A 21664-nucleotide genomic window follows, 5' to 3' on the forward strand; every position below is an offset into this window, starting at 1 on the left:
GGGTGCCGGTTTCCACAGGAATTCAGCATGCAACTACCCGACAAGATCGACGAGGCACTGCTGCGCAGCTGGCGTCATGAGTTTCATCAGCATCCCGAGACGGCCTTCGAAGAGCACCGCACCTCGGCGCGCGTCGCCGAGATCCTGCGCGCGGCAGGCCTGGAAGTCACCACGGGACTCGCCGAGACCGGCGTGATCGCGGTGCTCGACGGCAAGCTGGGCACGGGCCAGACCATCGGCCTGCGCGCCGACATGGATGCGCTGGATGTCACCGAGGCCAACGCCGTCTCACATTGCTCGCACACACCGGGCAAGATGCATGCCTGCGGCCATGATGGCCACACCACCATGCTGCTGGGAGCGGCCTGTGAACTGGCGCGTGATCCGGACTTTGCCGGCCGCGTGGTGTTCGTGTTCCAGCCGGCCGAGGAGAACGAAGGCGGCGGCCGCCGCATGGTCGAGGACGGCCTGTTCGAGCAGTTTCCGATGGATGCCATCTATGGCCTGCACAACTGGCCGGGGCTGGCGCTCGGCGAGGCGGCGGTGCATGAAGAGGCGGTGATGGCGGCCTTCGATGTCTTCACCCTGACCCTGAGCGGCCACGGCTGCCACGCCGCCATGCCGCATCTGGGCAAGGACACCATCCTGGCAGCCTGTCAGCTGGTGACCCAGCTGCAGGGACTGATCAGCCGCGAGACGCCGGCGCACCAGACCGCGATTCTCAGCATCACCCAGTTCCATGCCGGTGATGCCTTCAACGTGATGCCGGAAGAGGTTGAACTGCGCGGCACCCTGCGCTGCTTCGACCCGGCACTGCGCGCGCATCTTCAGCAGCGCTTCCATGACGCCGTCGATGCCATGGCGACCTTCCACGGTCTCAAGGTCAACTTCGACTATCAGCCGCGCTATCCCGCGACGCTCAATGCGCCCGGCCATGCCGAACGCTGCGCCAGCGTTCTCGAGCAGCTGCCGAGCATCCAGCGGGTCCATCGTGATCTGCCGCCCTCGATGGCCTCGGAAGACTTCGCCTATCTGCTGCAGGAATGCCCGGGCGCCTATATCTGGCTGGGCAACGGCGAAGACAGCGCCTCGCTGCACAACCCGCACTACGACTTCAATGATGCTGCCACGCCCATCGGCGTCAGCTACTGGACGTCGCTGGTGCGTCAGCTGCTGGCCGCCGCCTGAGGCCAGGTGAACAAACCCTCGAGGGATGCTCAGCATGAAGATCTGCGTGATTGGCGATGCGCCCATTGGTACTCGGGCCATACAGGCGCTTGCGCATGCCGGAGTCGAGGGCGTCATGGCAGTGGCAGCGCCCGAGGGGCAAGTCGCGAGTCATTCGTCCTTCAGCGCCGAGGTCTACCTGATGGCGCTGGCCACATCGCAACAGGTGCAGAAGGTACTGACGGGCAAGCAAGGCCTGCTGCGCAGGGCCCCGCCAGGCAGTACCGTGATCGATCTATGCAGTGGTGACGTCCCGCTCAGCCGCGAACTGGCCGTGCAGACACGCCTCGCCGGCCATCACTGGCTGGAAGCGGCCACCAGTCGCAATCCGGCTGATGAGGCGAATGACAGCCTGACGCTGTTGATCGGCAGTGATGAGGCGACAGTGACGCGCATGTCAGCGCTGCTCGACGCCATCTGCACGCAGCATCTGCACGTCGGGGACGCCGGCTGTGGCCATGCCGCCGCCCTGGCCAGCGACTATCTGCATGCCGCGCACCTGATCACCACTGCCGAGGCGGTCGCCATGGCCTATCGCGCGGGCGTGACACCCCAGGCGTGCATCGATGCCATCAATCTGGGCGCCGGGCGCAGTGCCGTGAGCGAGGTGAATTTTCCGCGCTGGGTGCTGCCGGGCCGCTATGACTCGGGGATCTCCACCGGTCAGCTGCGCCGCGACCTGAGGCTGGCGCGCAGTTTCGTCACCACGCTCAACCTGCCGGAAGGCTTGATGAAGGCAGTCTTCGAGCGCTGTCAGCCGCCGGAGCTGTGTCCGGCGGACGAGGATGATCTCCATCATCTGTGCGATCGCTGGCTGAGCAAGGTGCCTGCCCAGCTGCCCCCGCCTCGCCTAACCGAAACCAGAGCCCCTAAAACACAAGCCCTTGCTATCAGCGCGCTTCCTGACGCGGACCACTGAAAGCCGCGATCCAGCGTTCAAGATGGCGCAGTAGCTGCAGGCTGGCACGCGGCATGCGCCGCCCGACCCGCGTGATGATATGTGCGCGGGCCTGGCGGAAGCTGGCACACTCCACATCCCGCGCGATCAACACGCCCTCCTGAAGCTCACGCGCCGCGGCGAAGGCCGGCAACAGCGTGATGCACAGCTCGGAGCGCGCCGCCTGCTTGAGCACTTCCATGGAATTGGTCTGCACCACCATATGCGGGCGCACCCCTGCCTCACGAAAACCATCGTCCATCAGCTGACGCACGCCGTGGTTCGGCCCCCACAGCGCCATGGGATGCTGTGCCACTTCCTCGAGCGTCAGCGCATGGGACTCGCTCGCCAGCGGATGCTCCGGTGACATGATGGCCACCAGCGGCTGCGGGCTCGAATGCCAGAAGCGCAACTGGGGATGGATCCGCTCGTGATACATCAGGCCGATATCCGCCTCATCCTCGATCACGCTGTCGATGATGCTCTGCATGCTGCCGGTATCGACCTTGAGCGTGATGCCGGGATACTGCTTGCGAAAGGCGCGCAGCGGACTGTTGATGATGTCGCCGACGAAGCCTTCGCCGATGATCAGGCGAATTTCCCCGGTTTCCAGCCGCTGATAGGCATCGAGGCGTTCGCCGAGATGCTGGTCGAGCTTCTCTCGCTGCAGGATGTAATCCAGCAGCATCTCGCCGACCCGCGTCGGCTGCACCCCGTCACGGGTACGCTCGATGAGCGAGGCGGCCATGGCCTCTTCGAGCAGACCTATCTGACGACTGACAGCCGAGGGGGCGATGTTCAGACGCGCGGCGGCACGCCGGATGGAGCCGGCTTCGACGGTGACCTGAAAATAGACGAGACGCTGATGCGGGATATCCATGAGGCGCTCTGCAGAGGATGGGAGAGGAGCTAAGCAAAGTAGAGAGACTTGACGCAAGACGCAGCCAGCAGAGTACCCGATATCCGGGCGTCTCGGGCAGCGCGCGGTTGAACTCGCCCTCCCTCAACGCCATATCAGAATGACTCATCGCCTCGCCTCCTCGCCTCTCCTCCTCTTCATGACAGTTCTCACAGCTCTCGGCGCTGTGACACGAGGGCAGACGATCAGCGTCGCGAGCTGACCAAATGGAGGGGCAGACACAAGCGCCATTCTGAAGCCAGTGCGCGAATAGGCTAAGATGGACCATCGCTTCACTGACTGTGCCTGCGTGACAAACCACACAGTCCCAAAAACAAGGAGATTCAATATGCTGACCATCTCCAATTCGGTAGCCCTGGCCGACTGGGAAATCGACCTTACCCAGATTCGCGCCCAGGGCAATGGCGGACAGAACGTCAACAAGGTCGCCTCCGCCGTTCACCTGCGCTTCGATGTGCAGCGTTCGACGCTGCCCGGCTTCTACAAGGAGCGCCTGATGCAGCTGTCGGATCAGCGCATCAGCAAGGAAGGCGTCATCATCATCAAGGCGCAGAGCCATCGCACCCTCGAGCTGAACAAGGAAGATGCGCTGGCGCGCCTCAAGGCGATGATTCTGGAGGCCGTCAAGGTACAGAAGGCGCGCCGTGCGACAGCGCCCAGCAAGGGGGCCAAGCGTCGCCGGGTCGACAGCAAGACGCGCAAGGGCAAGATCAAGGCCATGCGCGGCAAGGTACAGGACTGACCCCACCACAGGCGGCGGCCAGCTCACAGCTCACGTCAGGGACGACAATTCATGCGCAACATCATCAGCTCGGCCGTGCTGGGCGGCCTGCTGGCCGTGGGGATGGTCTGGAGTGGCAGCTATCTCAAGCAGGCCGCGCAGGTGTGGGTATCTTCCAGCCGCGTGGTCGCCGTCAAGGGGCTCGCGGAGCGTGAGGTCAAGGCCGACCTGGCCCTCTGGCCGCTGCACTTCAGCGTCAATGCCAATCAGCTGACCGGGCTTCATGAGGCGCTGGCCAATGATGAGCGCAAGATTCGCGCCTTTCTCACCGCCCGAGGCTTCCCCGCCGACCAGGTCAGCGTGACCTCTCCCCAGGTGACTGACCTCTACGCCAACAGCTACAACGCTCAGCGCCCAGATGAGCGCTATCGCGCCGAAGCCACGGTGCTGGTGCGCTCGCCCAAGGTTGACCTCGTCAAGCAGAGTACCTCGCTGACTGGCGAGCTGGTGCGCGAGGGTATCCTGCTCTCGGCTGACTATGCCTATCGCACCGAATTCCTGTTCACGGGGCTTGAAGCCATCAAGCCCGACATGATCGCGGCCGCGACCGCGGATGCCCGGCGCGCCGCCCAGCAGTTCGCAGAGGATTCCGGCAGCACGGTGGGTCACATCAAGCATGCCAGCCAGGGCTATTTCTCGATCTCGGATCTCGACAGCTATACCCCTGACATCAAGAAAGTCAGAGTCGTGACCACCATCGACTACACCCTGAGCCACTGATCACCTCTCGACAGCCCCCTTCTTCGCCATATGGAGCCCCCATGTCCGATACCCCGCTGAGCAAGACCCAGACGAGCTTCTATCGACGCCTGTTCGTGGCCCACCTCATCGCGCATGACATCGCCAGCGTACCGGCCATCATCGCTGCCACCGGCATGCCGCGGCGCACCGCCCAGGACACCATCACTGCCCTGGGTGAGCTCGAGATCGTCTGTGAATTCCAGCGTGAGGAAGGCCAGCGCAACAATATCGGCCACTACGTGATTCGTGACTGGGGGCCGATCAATGCCCAGTGGGTCGCCGACAACGCCGAGCGCCTGCAGAAGACACTGGGCTATGCGTGAGAGGCGTGAGCTTCATCGAAAACGAGGTCCGAGAAATGACGGTCGAAAATGAGGGTCTAGGGATGAGGATCGAGAAGTGAAGGTCGACAGATGGCTTTCAAGAACAAGCTCTCAAGAATGAGCTCTCAAGCATGAGGCCTGCAGCATGATGGCTGAGATATGACGGCCGAGATTCTGGGCAGTGCCGTTCAGCATGGCGTGATCGCCATGCTGATCCAGCTGGCGCTATGGCCGCTGTTTGGCGTGTGGTCGGCAGGTGCCATCGCCGTCGCCCTGTTTGTGGGCCGCGAGATCGCTCAGCACGAATACAAGGGCGACGGCCCCAAGGCAGAGAGCTGGGACTACGGCCTGCTGCAACACTGGAACCTGGATTCCTGTCTCGATGTTGCCCTGCCGCTGCTCTGCTGTGTGAGCCTCGCCAGCACAGTCTGGGCGCTCAGGCGCTATCGGGCCAGAACATGACCCTGTGCGCGCCCTGCGAATAAATGAGACGCGCACATTTACGGCGAAGAGCAGATGCACGGCGAAGAGTGAACGTCGTAAAAAGCGTGTGCCGCAAAAGCCCGTGTCGCAACAGTGTGCGCAGTAAAAAGTGAAAAACCTGCGCAGTCTTCTCTGAACGGCTCCCCTTCCCCAGCGCTGCGTTCTACCCTTCCTTGTCCTGCTGGTTTTTCTTGTCTTTGTAGTCTTTCTGGCTGTCTCGCTTGCCCTGCGCTCGCCTGTCTCTTGCCTACATCTGGCCTGCTTTTCCCCTCAGCACGGCGCAACGACATTCGCTGAAAAGCGTCGCCTCAAGCAGCATCAGCCAACGGCAATGCTGGTGACGCTGCGCCGTACGGCGCCCGACGCAGTGGCGGAAGGCGCAGAGGCAGCGCGACGACGCAGTGGATGTCGGGCGCGATCCTGCAGGTAGGCCGAGAGCGTTTCCGGGCGAATGCCGGGATGCTGGAAGACGTAATCCTCGGTGATGATCGACAGAAATTCAGCACTGCGTGCACCCGCGACCTCAAACCCCAGGATGAAATTGCGCGACTGAGAGACCTCGAAGCAGTAGTTCTCGGCGGCCACGGCGCAGGTCTGCACCACATAGCCTCCGCCCAGCTGTTCTCTGAGGATGGATCGTTCGGGATTGAATCGAGATGCCGTGTAAATGTCTATGATTTTCATTATCACCCCCAATATCGACTGGCGCAGTATATACGAAAACTCTAATGCTTACATGCTTAGAGAACTCATCCTGCCTGCCCCGCCCTTCGAACCGACAGAAAATTGATCCACATCAACTCAATCGGCAGCGTTTTCAGGGCCATATGTCAGTGGCTTCTGCCTGGATCAACAGACAAGAACTTTCGCGAGCACAGCGCTGATTGAGCTGAGGCGCCAGGAAAGTGAGCGATATGGACGAAGGCGCGATGCGGGAGGCAGGCTGGTTGTCGCAAGAAGGGAAATGAGAGGCGGACAAGGGAAATGAAGAGCAGAGAGCGAACAGTAAAGAGGCAAGTATCTTTCGGACATGCAAAAACGCAAAAAGGCCATCCGTTTCCGGATGGCCTTTTCACTTGAATCTGGTCGGGACGACAGGATTCGAACCTGCGACCTCTGCAACCCCATTGCAGCGCGCTACCAAGCTGCGCCACGTCCCGACAGTGCCTGGAAGAGCTTCCCCCTCAAGACGAGACGTAATGTACCGCATTGATCTCAAAAAGAAAAGCAGGAATCTCACATTTCTTTACCTGCATTGTGATCTGGTGTCGCAGTGACGCCTGAATCCGCTATCGGCATTGCAAAATGCCCGGGTGCGACGCATGTTCATGAAGCAGGCATTCATTGCGCACCTTCGAATGCAACGCCCCATGAACGACAATCGTCCAGAGGAGTTCGCGACTGATGATCCAATTCACGCTTACCACCACGCTCAAGGGCGGCACCAGCGTCAGCGGAGACCCCATCAAGGTCAGCGCCGACAGCGCCCCTGCCGTCGACAGCCAGATCACCAAGGGGCAATGGCCGGCACTCGATGCCCTGTCACCCAACTTTCCGGTGACAGTGACGGGAGTCGAAGAGGATGACGATGGCAACACCCTAGTGCGCCTCAAGGAAGCCGATAGCCCGGATGCCAACGATCCCGACAGCTACCGCTACACGCCCTGGAAGTAAGCGAGCGGCGCAGGAAATCATTGGGAAAGCGTGAGAGGGTATCGCGTCAGGTCAAACAGGCGACATCTTGCGCATTACCCGAAAAATCAACCTATATCGTTGCGCGCAATGATATATGAGACAAGTTTTGACCCGCACTTCGTTAGCATAAGGTTTGCGTGTCTTCGTTGGCTCTGGCGAGCTGTGGCTGATGATGAGGTGGTGTATTATCCGCCTTTCCCGGTTGGTGCCTGGCGTGCACTGACATTTCGATGCCCGAGGTCACATGGTCAGCCCATTGAAATTGATAGTTACCTCCTGGCGTTGGCTGGTCGGCAAGACCGGCTCCGCCCGCGAGATACTCCATCATGGCTTTCTCGTTTCCGCTGTCTTCATCGGGTTGATTTCGGCCCTATTCAACTCCCTGTTTGACCTCACCCTGCCGGCGTACAACATCGTGCTGGTCATTATCAGCGCGTTCATCGCCCTGATGTGGTATCGCTCACGCTTTCATGGTGAGTTCCAGCGCATGGCCTGGCTGTTCTGTGCGCTGGTCACCTTCGTGATGCTGCCGGGCAACTGGCTGTTCAATCATGGCGCGACCGGCCCGACCCTGCTGTTCTACCTGATGGCATCGGCCTATGTGCTGGCGGTACTGCCCGCCAATCCCAGACGCCGAGGCATCATCATCATCGGCCTGATGTTCATGCCGTGGGCACTGCTGGCCTTTGAGCATGCAAGGCCGGGGCTGGTCAGCAGCTATGCTACCGAAGGCATGCGCTTTCTCGATATGGGCTTCAGCTACACGCTGGCCTTCGGGCTGCTCAGCGTGGTGATCGCAGGCTATGCCCGACGCATCCATGAAGAGCGCGATATCGCCAATGCCTATGCCGCGCGCCTCGAGCGCCTCAGTCTGCTGGACAGCCTGACCGGCCTCTACAATCACCGCGCCATCCATGAACAGGCCGAAGCCTGGATCAGGCGTTCGCAAAGTGCCTGCCTGCTGATCTGCGATCTGGATCACTTCAAGATGATCAATGACAACCACGGGCACCCGTACGGCGACACGGTACTGGAAGAGTTCTCACGCCATGTCAGCCAGCTGACGCAGGAATTCTCGGGGGAAGCGGGACGCTATGGCGGCGAGGAGTTCATGATCCTGATCCCCGGCACCCTGGCGACGGCTCGCCAGTTCGACAGATGCCTGCGGGAGCGCTGCGAAGCCTCGCCCCTGCTGCACGGCGTGATCCTCTTCAGCACCGGCGCCAGCGAATTGTACCCCGACGACACCCTGTCGAGCTGGGTCAAGCGCAGCGATGACGCTCTCTACCACGCCAAGGAAAATGGCCGAGGCCGCCTGATGGTCGACAAGGACCTGAGCGTCATCTGAGCCCCGGCCGGACCGAATCAGCCTCGCTCACGGCAGCCGCTCCGGCTGAGCCACCCCAACGACAACGCCCCCGCAAGCCATGCTTGCGGGGGCGTTGTCGTTGGGGCCGGGTGCGAGGCTGATGTCGCTCAGCGCTCGCCCTTCAGCCACTCGAGATTGATCTCGTGCTGACCGTTGTCATCGGTGATGAAGATGGTGCCTTCGGAGATCATCACAGTCCACTTGATGTTGCGTGGCAGCGACTCGGTGATGGCGTCCAGCGAACCTTCCGGCACGGCCGCGATGTTGAGGTTGGAGAGCCCCGCCACCGCCGGCACGACCTTGGTTTCCCACACGCGCAGGCTGCCATAGGCCAGCAGCGAGGTACGCTCGGTACGTCGCGAGCACCAGGTCAGGCGCTCGGCATCCGGCTGACCGACTTCGATCCAGTGCAGGACACGGCCATCGAGGCTCTTTTCCCACAGCGCCGGCTCATCGATATCGGACAGGCCGCGGCCGAACGCGATGTTCTCGCTGTACCACAGGGCGTGGCCCAGAAGACGCACGCAGAGACGCAGTTCGGTTTCGGAGGGATGACGAGCCACCGTGAAACGCAGGGTCTCGTAGACGCCGCGATCCAGGTCGGTCAGCGACAGATCCACCTTGTAAGGCGTGGAAGACAGGGCCATGAAAATCTCTTCTTGAAAAGGCAGACGTCTTGGAAAGGCAATGGCAGGCAGTCACTCTGCCGATAAAGCACCATGCTCCTCGACTGAACCACGCGCGTGACAGGGCAAGCGCGTGGGTGCGGAGTGCAGAGTCTACCCTAGCCGGGCCCTGAACGCCCGACTCCTGCCTGCCACGCCAGTCACCTCAGGCGAGGTGACGCGCCACCAGGGCATCGATGGCATCGATATCGCCCAGACTTTCGCGCGCCATGATCAACTCGCGCCCGAGTGCCAGCGCCCGCCGCTCGGCACGCGCGCGGGTGGTCTCATCGCTGATGGATTCGAGCTCCAGAATATGCGCAAGCCCCACGGTGCGGCGGATCAGCTCACAACCGGCGTAGCCGAGCGCATCACGTAACATGCGAGCCAACAGACGATCTGCCACGCCCGGCGCAGCGAAGCTGGCATCCGGCGTGTAGGCGGCCTGCTCACGATACTCACGAGCGAAGCTTTCCCAGCTGGCGACCGCCTGGGCACGCAGCTGCGCCACGTAGTCACGCTTGTCGCCCTGCTCTGCCTCAAGCTCGGTATGCGCGCAGGCCGCCAGCCACAGTGCCGCCAACCAGCTGCCGATATCGAAGCCCGCCGGGCCGAAGAAGCCGAATTCCGGATCGATGACCTTGGTGCTGTCTTCCCGCACGAAGATCGAGCCCGCATGCAGATCGCCATGCAGCAGCGCCTCGGGCGCGGACAGGAAACGCTGCTTGAGCTCGGCCACTTCGACCTTCAGGGCGGCGTCCTGCCACAGGGCTTCGGTATCCACGCGCAGCGCCGGATTGATGCTGTTGCGCTCGTGATCACAGAACGGATCGATGAAGAACAGGTCTTCGGTGATCTTGCACTGATCGGGATTGATGAAGCGTGCGACGCGCGCCTTCTTGTCGTGGGCATCGAGTGCCAGATCGCTGCTGCGATACAGCGTGGTGGCCAGAAAACTCCCCATCTGCTCGCCCAGCCGCGGCAATGACGCGCGCTCCAGGAAGGCATGGCGCAGATTGCGGTGATCGCCGATATCTTCCATCACGATCGCCGAGCGAGCTTCATCGAAGTGATGGAGCGCCGGTACCAGGTTCGGTGCGCAGGCGGCCTCGAATTGCAGGGTTTCCGCCTCGATGCGCACACGTACCAGCGACAACGGCCAGCTTTCGCCGATGATGCGCACCCAGGGCAGGCCCTGCTTGACGATCACCGAGGCGGAGCGGTCCGGCGTGCAGACGCGATAGACATAGTTGATGTTGCCATCGCCGATCTCTTCGACCTGAAGTTCTTCAGCGGTCGTGAAGGCCGGATAGCGCGCACCCACGTGCTGGCGCGCGAAGGCGATCACATCCGCATCATCGCGAAACTGATAGTCGATGGAGGGTGAAGTGCTAGCGGTGGAGTCTTGAGCAGTCATGGCAGGTCTCAGCGCTGAATCATGAAGTCGCCGGCCTCGATGGCGCTTGGCGTGCGTGGCACGTGAAGCACTTCAAGGCTCTCACCTTATTTCTTACAGAAATAAGAAGGCGATCAGTTATAGCGAGAAGATGCCTGCTGGCGCGGCGATTGGCAAGACCTGCCGAGTGAGTTTTACTCAGCTCGGCAGGCGCTTGTCGCATGCAGGGTGCTGCATTACTGGATGGGTGCCAGCAGATAGGCCGCGCGCGAGACCAGCTTACGCCACATCGGCCGCGCATCCAGCTCTTCGCAGCTGATTTCACGACAGTGGCGGAAGTCCTCTTCGAGCATCGCCTCCACTTCCGAGGCGAACTGGTGATCGGGCACGAACGCCGTGATCTCGAAGTTGAGGCGGAAGGAGCGATTGTCGAGATTGACGGTGCCGATGGTCGCCGTATGGCTATCCATCAACATCACCTTCTGATGCAGGAAGCCGGGCTGATAGCGGAATACACGCACACCGGAGCGAATCATCTCGGACAGGAACGAGAACGCCGACAGGAATACCAGTAGGTGATCGGGACGCTCAGGAATCATCACCCGCACATCCACCCCACGCAACGCCGCGATCTTGAGCGCATCCTGCACCCCCTGGTCCGGCACGAAATAGGGACTGGTAATCCAGATACGACTGACCGAGGAGTGAATCGCCTGCTGCACCAGCAGACTGGCCGTCTCTCGGCGGTCCGCCGGGCCGGAGGGCACGATCACCACATGCTGACATTCGTCACAGCTGATCTGTGGCTGCCATTCGAGCGACAGCACCTCACCGGTCGCCCAGTGCCAGTCTTCCCAGAAGGCTTCCTGCAGGCCCATCACGCTGGGCCCCTCAAGCTTGAGGTGGGTATCGCGCCAAGCGCCATAGCGCTCGGAATGACCCAGATACTCATTGCCGACATTCAGCCCGCCGACGAAGCCGACGCGGCCGTCGATGACGGTGACCTTGCGGTGATTGCGGAAGTTGATCTGGAAGCGATGGCGCCAACCGCGCGAGGAATTGAAGGCACTGACCTCACACCCCGACTCCATCAGATCATTCAGATAGCCATCGGGCAGCTTGCGCGAGCCGATCTCGTCATACAGGAAACAGACTCGCACGCCGCGTTCGGCGCGGCGCATCAACTTCTGCTTGAGACGCACCCCCAGCTCATCGTTACGTACGATGAAGAACTGGATCAGGATGTAATCCTCGGCGGCGTCGATGGCATGAAACAGTGCATCGAAGGTGTGCTCGCCATTGATCAGCAACTTGGCGCGGTTGCCGGTGGTGACCGGCATCATCGCCAGTCGCTCGATGGCATCCAGATGGGTGGGATTGCCTCCCAGCGGGCGTGACAGCCACGGCGACAGCTTGGGCCGAAAGCGCATCAGCACGCGGCGCATGGTCGAATCGCGCTCCTCACGAGCGCTGACGTAACCATAGAAGCGTGGACGTCCGAATACCCAGTACAGTGGCAGCGCCACGTAGGGGAATGTCAGCAGACACAGAATCCAGGCGATCGCCCCTTGTGAAGTGCGGCTCGACATCAGGGCCATGACGGCGGACATGGCACCGAGGATATGACTGGTCAGCAGTAGAAAGCCGAGTAGCCAGGCGGTCATTGCAACTCCATTGCAGGCGTCAGGGTTGCCAGAGTATGCCACAGCAGCGCGCGCAACGATGCCGTTGCATTGGCGCTCAGGAAGATGTCTTGAGCGCCGCAAAGCCAAGAACCCCGCCGATGAATGATCACGGGCGGGGTTCTTCAGGTCATCTCACAAGGGCGCACGTCACAAGGACATATGCCACAAAGACGTGACGATTCATCACTCGACCGTCATCAGGCGCGGCTGGCGATGATTTCCTTCCACTTGGCCGGGCCCGTCTGGTGCACGGAGACGCCCGCGCTGTCGACGGCCACGGTCACCGGCATGTCTTCGACCTCGAATTCGTAGATCGCTTCCATGCCCAGGTCTTCAAACGCCAGCACACGTGACTTCTTGATCGCCTGGGCGACCAGGTAGGCAGCGCCGCCGACGGCCATCAGGTAGCTGGACTTGTTGTCACGTATGGCGTCGATCGCGGTCGGGCCACGCTCTGCCTTGCCGACCATGCCCAGGAGGCCGGTCTCTTCCAGCAGGGTGCGCGTGAACTTGTCCATGCGGGTCGCGGTGGTCGGGCCAGCCGGACCGACGACTTCGTCACGGATCGGGTCGACCGGGCCGACGTAGTAGATGAAGCGACCCTTGAGGTCGACCGGCAGCTGCTCGCCGCGTGCCAGCATCTCGGTCATGCGCTTGTGAGCGGCATCACGGCCGGTCAGCAGCTTGCCGTTGAGCAGCAGGGTGTCGCCCGGCTGCCAGCTCTGCACTTCCTCGGGCGTCACGGTATCGAGGTTGACACGCTTGACGCTGTCGCCCGCTTCACGGGTGATTTCCGGCCAGTCCTCGAGCTTGGGTGCCGGCAGTTCTGCCACACCGCTGCCATCCAGGGTGAAGTGCACGTGACGGGTCGCCGCGCAGTTCGGGATGATCGCCACCGGCTTGTTGGCCGCGTGGGTCGGGTAATCCATGACCTTGATGTCGAGCACGGTGGTCAGACCGCCGAGGCCCTGGGCGCCGACGCCAGTGGCGTTGACCTTCTCGAACAGCTCGAGACGGATCTCTTCGGCACGGTTGGAGGCACCACGCGCCTGCAGTTCCTGGATATCGATCGGCTCGAGCAGGGACTCCTTGGCCAGCTGCATCGCCTTCTCGGCGGTACCGCCGATGCCGATGCCCAGCATGCCGGGCGGACACCAGCCAGCACCCATCTTCGGAATCTGCTCCAGCACCCAGTCGACCACGGAATCGGACGGGTTGAGCATCGCGAACTTGGACTTGGCCTCGCTGCCGCCGCCCTTGGCCGCGACGTGGATCTCGACGCTGTCACCCGGCACCAGCTTGTGGTGGATGATGGCCGGGGTGTTGTCCTTGGTGTTGGCACGCTTGCCGTCCGGGTCTGCCAGCACGGAGGCACGCAGCACGTTGTCCGGCAGTAGATAGGCGCGACGCACGCCTTCGTTGACCATATCATCCAGGCTCATGTCGGCCTCGAAGCGCACGTTCATGCCGACGTGAACGAAGACGGTGACGATACCGGTGTCCTGACAGATGGGACGATGACCCAGGGCACACATCCGGGAGTTGATCAGGATCTGCGCGATGGCATCCTTGGCGGCAGGATTCTCTTCACGCTCGTACGCCGCGTTCATGGCGTCGATGAAATCCTTCGGATGGTAGTAGGAGATGTACTGCAGCGCGTCGGCGACGCTCTGGATCAGGTCATCCTGGCGGATCACGGTCATCAGGATCGGCTCCTCAAGGGCAAGCGATGGGAAAGACAGACACACTGGCGCGCAGGGCACCGGGGCGATTACTGTTGTCAGGCACGGCAATCGCGCCGCCACGGGGCGAGCGTCAGGTCAGGTGCGCAGGATTATACCTCATGCGAGCACGAGGCGGCAGAGCGAATCCTGCAACCCGCAAGTCATGAGAATTCAGCAGGTTATGGCCCAGTCTGCGTGAGGCTCTCCCGCCCGGAGCCGCCTGCTTCGCTGCCGGCAGTCGCCTGCATCGCGAGGCGACTGACGCCGTCCCGTTGCGGTACCGTCTTGTCATGCAGCCTCTCCTTTTTTAACCACGATGACCGCTCAATGACGCCACGCTACTGTTCACCACGTCCCTGCTCGCCACCTTTGTTCTTGCCACTCTCCTTCTCGTCACGCTCCTTTTCGCGGCGTCTGCTGTCGCTGGCCGCTGCCACGCTCACTGTGTTGCTGGCAGGGTGTGGCACCCAGCCGGGTTCTGATGCCGGTGACGGGAGCGATACCTTCGACTGGGTGACGTCCTCCCCCCACGGCAAGAGCAATTCGCGGGTTCGCCATCTGGTGTTGCACTACACCGATGATGATCTGCGCGGCTCCCTGATCAGCCTGACCGGCTCTCAGGTCAGCGCGCATTATCTGCTGTCGGCGCCGATGCCCGCGACTGGCCTGCCGCGCGTCTATCCGCTGGTGCCGGAAGCGCGCCGTGCCTGGCATGCCGGCGTCAGCCAGTGGGGTGAACGCAGCAACCTCAATGACACCTCCATCGGCATCGAGATCGTCAATGCCGGGCCGCAGGCACTGGTGCCACTGCCGGCAGGCGAGCAGGAAGATGCCACGGCGGCGGTCGCCAGACGCTGGTCCCCCTCGCGTGACTTCGCGCCGTGGAGCGAGGCGCAGATCAGCGCACTGATCACGCTGATCAAACCCATCATCGCGCGCCATGGCATCAAGGCGGTGGATGTCGTCGGGCACTCGGACATCGCCCCTGAGCGCAAGACCGACCCCGGCCCGCGCTTCCCCTGGCAACGCCTGCATGACGCCGGCATCGGTGCCTGGCCACGCACCTCAGACGTGCTGTGCTTCCAGCGCCAGCTGGCAAGCGAGGGCCTGCCATCACAAGAGGTTCTGCTCACGGCGCTCACGCATTACGGTTATCCGGTGGACGCCGCACGTCCCGAATTGGCGATTGCCGCATTCCAGGCACATTTTCGTCCCGGGGCGATCAGCGGAGCCTTCGATGCCGAGAGTGCCGCGATATTGCTGGCGCTCAATTCACGTTACCGTCAGCCACTGGGATGCCAGCCGTCCTGAAACCGCCAGTCGCGAGATCTTCGCAGTCATCTGAACGACACTTCTCTGTCACATTTCTGACGCAGCATCGGTTCGTCCTTGACGCGTTAAACAGATTTGCATGGCAGTTTGACGACCGCCGTCTACTCTGGGGTGAGGCATGACCAGAGAGGGTCATGGACAGACAAGCTAGCGACTGGCTCGGAGAAGCCGGAATACCCCATCACAATGAGGTTCATCATGGCTGACAACATTCTCAGTGCAGTACCTGATACGGCAGCAGACATGACAACACCCGCCACATCCCCCGGCGCTCTCGGATTCGTCGTCTGTGATGACAACCGCATCTACGGTGCGGGCATGAGCGAAGAAGACTGCCTCGACAACGCCCTCGAGTGCCTGTGTGGTTACTGTGAGCGAAGCGCACTCAAGAAGATGCTGGAACTGTGCCAAGCCGGCGTGCGCTACCCCCTGCGCCAGCTCCCCGCCAGCCAGGCATGCGTCAAGAGCTGCCAGGCTTCAGGCCCCACCAATCATTACCGCATTCATGACGGCGTCGCCTACATGCCCGAAGAGTTTCCCGAATCGCTCTCTGCCTGACCTCTGTTCACGCAGGTCACTGGTACTGATAAGGAACCGGCGCAGGATCTGATACAGAGGCTGGCACGAGCAGCACATCACTGACCGAGCCAGCCTCTACCCTCTCCTTCCCACACTTCCACCTCATCCCCATCTCGAGAGCAAAAAAGGACGCCGCCCCGGACACTGACGATTCAGTGCCGGGGGCGGCGTCCTGGTTTGGTAAACCCGATCGACTTGCAGCCCTCGAAAAGTCCTGGCGAGAACTGGCAGTCGATCGACCTGCGGGCGATCAGCCTCCGAGATAAGCGCGGCGTACATCGTCATTGGCCAGCAGCGCCTTGCCGCTGTCCGCCAACACCACTCGACCATGCTCCAGCACGTAACCGCGATCGGCGATCGACAGTGCACGATGGGCATTCTGTTCCACCAAGAAGATGGTAGTGCCCTGCTCCCGCAGCTGCTCGACGATCTCGAAGATCTGCCCGATCACGATGGGCGCCAGCCCCAGCGATGGCTCATCGAGCAACAGCAGCCGCGGCCGACTCATCAGGGCGCGCCCGATGGCCAGCATCTGCTGCTCTCCACCGGACATGGTGCCGCCGCGCTGCTGGAAGCGCTCCTTGAGACGCGGGAAGAGCCCCAGCACGTGCTCGATGCTACGCTCGTTCTCCTCCTTGCTCTGGTAATAGCCGCCCATGGCCAGGTTTTCCTCCACCGTCATGCCGGTGAAGATGCGGCGACCTTCCGGCACCACCGACAGCCCACCGCGCATCACGCGTGCCGTGGGGGTGCCGGTGATCTCCTCGCCCTCGAACCATACCCGCCCGCTGGTCGGACGCGGATCGCCACAGATCGACATCAGAAGCGTCGTCTTGCCGGCGCCGTTGGCACCGATCAGCGTCACGATCTCGCCCTGGCCGACGGCCAGCGAGACATCATTGAGCGCCTGCACCGGCCCGTAGTGGGTGGTCAGATGCTCGAGGGCCAGCATGGCCTCGCGGGGCGCGAGCTCCTCACCGGCAAGCGTGGCCTCGGGCGTCACGTCTTCGACATGCTCACTCATGATCACTCTTCCCCCAGATAGGCCTTGATCACGGCATCGTTGCGCCGTATGTCCTCCGGACTGCCATCCGCTAGCGGCTGGCCCTGATTGACCACGTAGATGTGGTCAGAGATGCCCATCACCAGACTCATGTCATGCTCGATCAACAGCACCGAGATGCCCTCATCGCGGGTCAGGCTGACGATCAGATCATCCAGATCACGTGTCTCGTTGGGATTGAGGCCCGCCGCCGGCTCATCCAGCATCAGCAGCCGCGGCCTGGCGACCATGCAGCGCGCGATCTCGAGTCGACGCTGCTGGCCATAGGCCAGATTGCCGGCCTCGCGGTTGGCGAATTCGAGCAGACCGACTCGCTCCAGCCAGTCGCCGGCATGCTGCATCAGCGCCTTTTCACTGCGTCGATAGCCCGGCGTCTTGAACAGTCCCTTGAGAAGATTGCGTTCGGCGTGCATGTGCTGCGCCACCAGCAGGTTCTCGATGACGGTCATCTCCTTGAACAGCCGCACGTTCTGGAAGGTGCGCACCATGCCAGCCTGGGCGATGCGATAGCCCGGCAGGCGATGCATGGCGCGATTCTGGAAATACACCTCGCCGCCGGTGGGCTGATAGAAGCCGGAGATGCAGTTGAAGACGGTGGTCTTGCCCGCACCATTCGGCCCGATGACCGACACCACCTCGCCCGGATGCACCTGCAACGTCACACCGTCCACGGCCTTGAGGCCACCGAACTGCATGGTGAGATCGCGCACATCCAGCAATGGCGCTCCGCCCTCGGTGCGCGCCTGACGACGCGAGGAGGCAACCGGTGTCGGATTGTCGAGGTCTTGCCTGTCGCGGACCTGCTTGTCACGGACCTGCTTGTCATGTGTGTCAGCCACGGTCGAGCTCCATCTGCGGTCGTTTTAGCGGCACCAGGCCCTGAGGACGCCAGACCATCATCAACACCATCATCAGTCCGAACAGCAGCATGCGATATTCATTGAATTCGCGTGCCAGCTCCGGCAACAACGTCATGGCAATCGCGGCCAGGATCACGCCCAGCTGTGAGCCCATTCCGCCCAGCACCACGATGGCCAGAATGATCGCCGACTCGATGAAGGTGAAGGACTCGGGGCTGATGAAGCCCTGACGCGCGGCGAAGAAGGCGCCGGCGAAACCCGCGAAGCTCGCACCGATCGTGAAGGCCGAGAGCTTGATGCCGGTGGGATTCATGCCCAGCGAGCGACAGGCGATATCATCCTCGCGCAGTGCCTCCCACGCCCGCCCGATGGGCATGCGCAGCAAGCGGTAGATCACGAACAGCGTGATCAGCACCAGGATCAAGGCCAGCAGATACAGGTAGATCACCTTGAGGGCCGGGTCGTAGTCGATGCCGAAGTACTCATGGAAGGCGATGTTGCCCTCGTCGGCCCGCCGCGAGAACTCGAGGTTGAACAAGGTCGGCTTGGGAATGCGCGCGATGCCATTCGGGCCGCCGGTCAGCTCGGTCCAGTTGTTGAGCAGGATGCGGATGATCTCGCCGAAACCCAGCGTCACGATGGCCAGGTAATCCCCGCGCAGTCGCAATACCGGGAAGCCGAGCAGATAGCCGAACAGCGCCGTCATCAACCCAGCGATGGGTAGCGCCTCCCAGAAGCTGAAGCCCAGATAGCTGTTGAGCAGCGCATAGGTATAGGCCCCGACGGCGTAGAAGCCCACGTAGCCGAGATCCAGCAGCCCGGCGAGCCCCACCACCACATTAAGCCCCAGCCCCAGCATGATGTAGATCAGCGTCAGGGTCGCGAGATCCACCGCCGAGCGGTTGGAGAGGAACGGGAAGATCAGCAGCGCGCCGATGGCCAGCATGATCCACAGCTGACGCTTCTGGCCGCTCATCACATCGGGGACGCTGAAACGTGAGGGTTTGCGGGTACGCGACCGCCACTCCTCGATCTGCGGACGTACCAGCTGATGCAGGAAGACGGCCAGCGCCGCAGCCAGCAACCAGCCCCAGGTGTCCATGCCCATCAACCGCACCGTGGTAGTGATGCCGGTGGATTCGAGCTGCACACCCAACACCGAGCCTCCCAGTACGAGGGTCAGAACGGCGGCCGCGAGTGCCGACCACCAGGGACGCCGATAGGCAGGCTGGGGCGGCAACGTCTCGGCAGGCGAGGTGCCCGCTTTCTTCAAAGTCTGTTTCGCAAGCTTGGGCATCAGATCTTCTCCACTTCGGGCTTGCCGAGAATCCCGGAGGGGCGGAACAGCAGAATCAGGATCAGCAGTCCGAAGGCCACCACGTCCTTGTATTCCGTGGACAGGTAACCGCCGGTCAGCGCCTCCGCGACCCCCAACAGCAGTCCGCCCAGCATCGCGCCGGGGATGCTGCCGATACCGCCCAGCACCGCCGCCGTGAACGCCTTGAGGCCGGCCAGGAAGCCGATGTAGGGATTAACCACGCCGTAGTACATGCCGAGCAGCAGGCCCGCCACGGCGGCAAGCGCCGCCCCGATCACGAAGGTCATCGAGATGATCATGTCGGTATTGATGCCCAGCAGACGCGCCATGCCGGCATCCTGCGAGCAGGCACGACAGGCACGCCCCAGGCGGGAGCGCGAGATGAAGGAGGACAGCAGCAGCATGCACACCAGGGTGACGCTGAAGATGATCACCTGCATGTAGGAGAGATTGACCGCGAAGCTTTCCAGCCCGAACTCCCAACCGCCCGGGATCAGGCTGGAGATCGCCATGTCACGCGAACCCTGGGCCAGACGCATGTAGTTCTGCAGGAAGATCGACATGCCGATCGCCGAGATCAGCGCGATCAGACGCTTGGAGCCACGTACCGGGCGATAGGCCACCCGCTCCACGGCAAAGCCGTAGGCGCAGGACACCAGCACCGCCACCAGTAAGGCGGCCGCCATCAGAAAGAAGGGGTTGGCGATGCCCAGCATGCCCAGCGCCGCGATGACGATGAAGGTCACGTAGGTGCCGATCATGTAGATCTCGCCGTGGGCGAAATTGATCATGCCGATGATGCCGTAGACCATCGTGTAGCCGATGGCGATCAAGGCATAGGTACTGCCGATGGTCAGGCCATTGATGACCTGTTGCAGGAAGTAGAGGATGTCTTCCATTGAAACGACCCTTGGCCGCGACTGTCTTCGGCTTGTGGCCGGTGACCGTCAGGGAAATGCCGCATGCGCGGCGACAACGGGCAGGCACGGCGATATTGCACCACCGTGGACTCGACCGAACGGAGAAGCCCGCCATGCCAGGAGGCATGACGGGAAGCGTCTCGGGTTGATCCACCACGGCCACATGAGGTCTCGAATAAGGTCTCAAATGATCGCTCAAATGAGATACCGAATGAGATGTCACATGGCCGTGGCGAAGGCTGGGCTCAGACGAGCAGAGGCCAGCCGATGATCAATGTGCCGCTTCGCTCTTGGTTCCGTCGGCGTGCCAGTTGTAGACGACGAAGTTGAAGTCCTTCAGATCGCCCTTCTCGTCGTATTCGACCTTGCCGATGGGCGTGTCGAAGCTGTTGGCGCGCAGGTATTCGGCAACATCATACGGGTCAGTGGAATCGGCGCCCTTGATGCCATCGGCGATCAGCTCCACCGCGGTGTAGGCCGGCATGACGAACGGGCCGGAGGGGTCCTGATCCTTGTCCTTGAAGGCCGCGACCAGATCGGCGTTCTTCGGGTCTGTCTCGAAGGCCGGCGGCAGCGTCACGTAAAGCCCTTCGGAGGCCTGACCGGCGATCTTGGAAATGTCCGGGTTGCCGACCCCTTCAGGGCCCATGAAGGGTGCATCGAAGCCCAGCTCACGCGACTGACGCAGCAAGAGGCCCAGCTCCGGGTGATAGCCGCCGTAGTAGACGAAGTCGACGTTCTCCTTCTTGAGCTTGGAGATCAGCGCCGAGAAATCCTTGTCGCCCGCCGTGATGCCCTCGAACAGCACCACATCGATGCCTGCTTCCTCGACGGTGTCGCGCACGCCGGTGGCGATGCCTTCTCCGTACTGCTGCTTGTCGTGGATCACGGCCATGTGCTTGGGCTTGATCGTCTCGGCGATATAGCGCCCGGCGACCGGCCCCTGCAGGGAATCCAGGCCGATGGTGCGGAAGACCAGCTCATAGCCCTGCTCGGTGATGGTCGGGCTGGTGGACGCCGCCGTGATCATCATCACGCCTTCCTCGGCGTAGATGTCCGAGGCCGGCTGGGTCGCGCTGGAGCACAGGTGGCCGATCACGTACTGGACACCGTCATTGACGATCTGGTTGGCCACCGCCACCGCCTGCTTGGGATCACAGGCGTCGTCGTATTTGACGCCCTTGAGCATCTCGCCATCGACGCCACCGGCGGCATTGATCCGCTCGATGGCCATCTCGGCACCGATGAACTGCATGTCACCGTACTGGGCGACCGGCCCCGTGACCGGGCCTGCCATGGCGATGGTGATATCGGCCTGAGCCTGGGTGGACATCGCCGCGGCGATACCGAGAGCGAGAAGAGACCTGCGCATCATGATGAGAATTCCTGTTCCCGATTATTGTTGTACTACGGCCGGGCAGACCTGACTGACGCCTGGTGGCAGCGCTGGGCTGACCGCAAAAGGCTGGCGACAATGTCTGTCATCCGCTGACCTTGTGCGCCGCTGCCAGCCTGCCGGCAGGGGGTCGACACGTCAGGAATGCCTTGAAAGCATTATTGGCAGCAGCGAATACGCATGTAAAGTGACCGTTTGAGCGCTCATGAATGCGGCTCAGCAGCCTGCCAATAGCGAAAAGCACCATGCTT

Annotated in this window: 21 protein-coding genes and 1 tRNA gene; 10 read left to right on the plus strand and 12 right to left on the minus strand. The window is 62.0% G+C overall.

Features of this window, described 5'->3' with window-relative positions:
- The first annotated feature begins 27 nt into the window (after nucleotides 1-27).
- Together QD280_RS15310 and QD280_RS15315 are read left to right on the plus strand one after the other, a co-directional pair.
- Nucleotides 28-1188, plus strand: coding sequence for a M20 family metallopeptidase (locus QD280_RS15310; protein WP_279833408.1), 1161 nt, complete (start codon nucleotides 28-30; stop codon nucleotides 1186-1188).
- 34 nt (nucleotides 1189-1222) lie between these two features.
- Nucleotides 1223-2146, plus strand: coding sequence for an NAD-binding protein (locus tag QD280_RS15315; protein WP_279839902.1), 924 nt, complete (start codon nucleotides 1223-1225; stop codon nucleotides 2144-2146).
- Here the strand turns inward: QD280_RS15315 and QD280_RS15320 are convergent.
- Nucleotides 2118-3044 (minus strand): LysR family transcriptional regulator, encoded by a 927-nt coding sequence (locus QD280_RS15320; protein WP_279839903.1) that lies wholly within the window; start codon nucleotides 3042-3044, stop codon nucleotides 2118-2120. The genes QD280_RS15315 and QD280_RS15320 overlap by 29 nt on opposite strands.
- 367 nt (nucleotides 3045-3411) lie before the next feature.
- Between QD280_RS15320 and arfB the strand changes: the two genes are divergently transcribed.
- From arfB to QD280_RS15340, 4 genes are all read left to right on the plus strand, one after another.
- A complete protein-coding gene (gene arfB, locus QD280_RS15325) occupies nucleotides 3412-3825 on the plus strand; it encodes an alternative ribosome rescue aminoacyl-tRNA hydrolase ArfB (RefSeq protein WP_043334927.1) in 414 nt (137 codons plus the stop codon).
- Nucleotides 3826-3876: 51 nt separating this feature from the next.
- Nucleotides 3877-4584, plus strand: a complete 708-nt coding sequence (locus tag QD280_RS15330; RefSeq protein ID WP_279839904.1) for an SIMPL domain-containing protein — start codon at nucleotides 3877-3879, stop codon at nucleotides 4582-4584.
- A 41-nt stretch (nucleotides 4585-4625) separates the two neighbouring features.
- Nucleotides 4626-4928: a winged helix-turn-helix domain-containing protein gene (locus tag QD280_RS15335; RefSeq protein ID WP_192838920.1), complete on the plus strand. Its 303-nt coding sequence runs from the start codon at nucleotides 4626-4628 to the stop codon at nucleotides 4926-4928.
- 159 nt (nucleotides 4929-5087) lie between these two features.
- Complete coding sequence (locus QD280_RS15340; protein WP_279839905.1) at nucleotides 5088-5390, plus strand: hypothetical protein; 303 nt, start codon at nucleotides 5088-5090, stop codon at nucleotides 5388-5390.
- 339 nt (nucleotides 5391-5729) lie between these two features.
- Here the strand turns inward: QD280_RS15340 and QD280_RS15345 are convergent, their stop codons facing one another.
- On the minus strand, nucleotides 5730-6011 hold the full coding sequence (locus QD280_RS15345; protein WP_279833396.1) for a hypothetical protein: 282 nt from the start codon (nucleotides 6009-6011) through the stop codon (nucleotides 5730-5732).
- Between the two features lie 483 nt (nucleotides 6012-6494).
- A tRNA-Pro gene (locus QD280_RS15350) sits at nucleotides 6495-6571 on the minus strand.
- Between the two features lie 244 nt (nucleotides 6572-6815).
- Here QD280_RS15350 and QD280_RS15355 point away from each other — a divergent pair.
- Together QD280_RS15355 and QD280_RS15360 are read left to right on the plus strand one after the other, a co-directional pair.
- Nucleotides 6816-7085 (plus strand): hypothetical protein, encoded by a 270-nt coding sequence (locus tag QD280_RS15355; RefSeq protein WP_279833395.1) that lies wholly within the window; start codon nucleotides 6816-6818, stop codon nucleotides 7083-7085.
- Nucleotides 7086-7362: 277 nt separating this feature from the next.
- Nucleotides 7363-8454 carry a GGDEF domain-containing protein gene (locus QD280_RS15360; protein ID WP_279839906.1) on the plus strand — a complete coding sequence of 364 codons (1092 nt, stop codon included), beginning with the start codon at nucleotides 7363-7365 and terminating at the stop codon, nucleotides 8452-8454.
- A gap of 128 nt (nucleotides 8455-8582) precedes the next feature.
- On the opposite strand, the gene QD280_RS15365 is transcribed toward QD280_RS15360, so the two are convergent.
- The 4 genes from QD280_RS15365 to QD280_RS15380 form a co-directional block, all read right to left on the minus strand.
- The gene (locus tag QD280_RS15365; RefSeq protein ID WP_279839907.1) at nucleotides 8583-9122 is read right to left on the minus strand and encodes a YaeQ family protein; all 540 of its coding nucleotides are present in this window, start codon (nucleotides 9120-9122) and stop codon (nucleotides 8583-8585) included.
- Nucleotides 9123-9306: 184 nt separating this feature from the next.
- Nucleotides 9307-10557 carry an S-methyl-5-thioribose kinase gene (gene mtnK, locus QD280_RS15370; RefSeq protein ID WP_279839908.1) on the minus strand — a complete coding sequence of 417 codons (1251 nt, stop codon included), beginning with the start codon at nucleotides 10555-10557 and terminating at the stop codon, nucleotides 9307-9309.
- Nucleotides 10558-10772: 215 nt separating this feature from the next.
- Nucleotides 10773-12200 (minus strand): cardiolipin synthase, encoded by a 1428-nt coding sequence (gene cls / locus QD280_RS15375; protein WP_192838926.1) that lies wholly within the window; start codon nucleotides 12198-12200, stop codon nucleotides 10773-10775.
- A gap of 218 nt (nucleotides 12201-12418) precedes the next feature.
- Nucleotides 12419-13924, minus strand: coding sequence for a fumarate hydratase (locus QD280_RS15380; protein ID WP_054556993.1), 1506 nt, complete (start codon nucleotides 13922-13924; stop codon nucleotides 12419-12421).
- A 348-nt stretch (nucleotides 13925-14272) separates the two neighbouring features.
- On the opposite strand from QD280_RS15380, the gene QD280_RS15385 reads away from it, so the two are divergent.
- Together QD280_RS15385 and QD280_RS15390 are read left to right on the plus strand one after the other, a co-directional pair.
- Nucleotides 14273-15256 (plus strand): N-acetylmuramoyl-L-alanine amidase, encoded by a 984-nt coding sequence (locus QD280_RS15385; RefSeq protein ID WP_279839909.1) that lies wholly within the window; start codon nucleotides 14273-14275, stop codon nucleotides 15254-15256.
- 219 nt (nucleotides 15257-15475) lie between these two features.
- Nucleotides 15476-15835, plus strand: a complete 360-nt coding sequence (locus QD280_RS15390; RefSeq protein WP_192838928.1) for a hypothetical protein — start codon at nucleotides 15476-15478, stop codon at nucleotides 15833-15835.
- 271 nt (nucleotides 15836-16106) lie between these two features.
- On the opposite strand, the gene QD280_RS15395 is transcribed toward QD280_RS15390, so the two are convergent.
- The 5 genes from QD280_RS15395 to QD280_RS15415 form a co-directional block, all read right to left on the minus strand.
- On the minus strand, nucleotides 16107-16808 hold the full coding sequence (locus tag QD280_RS15395; protein WP_043336899.1) for an ABC transporter ATP-binding protein: 702 nt from the start codon (nucleotides 16806-16808) through the stop codon (nucleotides 16107-16109).
- Between the two features lie 74 nt (nucleotides 16809-16882).
- Nucleotides 16883-17638, minus strand: coding sequence for a high-affinity branched-chain amino acid ABC transporter ATP-binding protein LivG (livG, locus tag QD280_RS15400; RefSeq protein WP_082388869.1), 756 nt, complete (start codon nucleotides 17636-17638; stop codon nucleotides 16883-16885).
- Between the two features lie 112 nt (nucleotides 17639-17750).
- Nucleotides 17751-19076: a high-affinity branched-chain amino acid ABC transporter permease LivM gene (livM, locus tag QD280_RS15405; RefSeq protein ID WP_213114789.1), complete on the minus strand. Its 1326-nt coding sequence runs from the start codon at nucleotides 19074-19076 to the stop codon at nucleotides 17751-17753.
- The gene (livH, locus tag QD280_RS15410) at nucleotides 19076-19996 is read right to left on the minus strand and encodes a high-affinity branched-chain amino acid ABC transporter permease LivH (RefSeq protein WP_043336883.1); all 921 of its coding nucleotides are present in this window, start codon (nucleotides 19994-19996) and stop codon (nucleotides 19076-19078) included. The genes livM and livH overlap by 1 nt, the downstream gene beginning before the upstream one ends.
- 292 nt (nucleotides 19997-20288) lie before the next feature.
- Nucleotides 20289-21392 carry a branched-chain amino acid ABC transporter substrate-binding protein gene (locus QD280_RS15415; protein ID WP_131432181.1) on the minus strand — a complete coding sequence of 368 codons (1104 nt, stop codon included), beginning with the start codon at nucleotides 21390-21392 and terminating at the stop codon, nucleotides 20289-20291.
- Between the last annotated feature and the right edge of the window lie 272 nt (nucleotides 21393-21664).

Origin of the sequence: Cobetia sp. 1AS1 (assembly GCF_029846435.1) — a bacterium.
Lineage (GTDB): Bacteria > Pseudomonadota > Gammaproteobacteria > Pseudomonadales > Halomonadaceae > Cobetia > Cobetia amphilecti.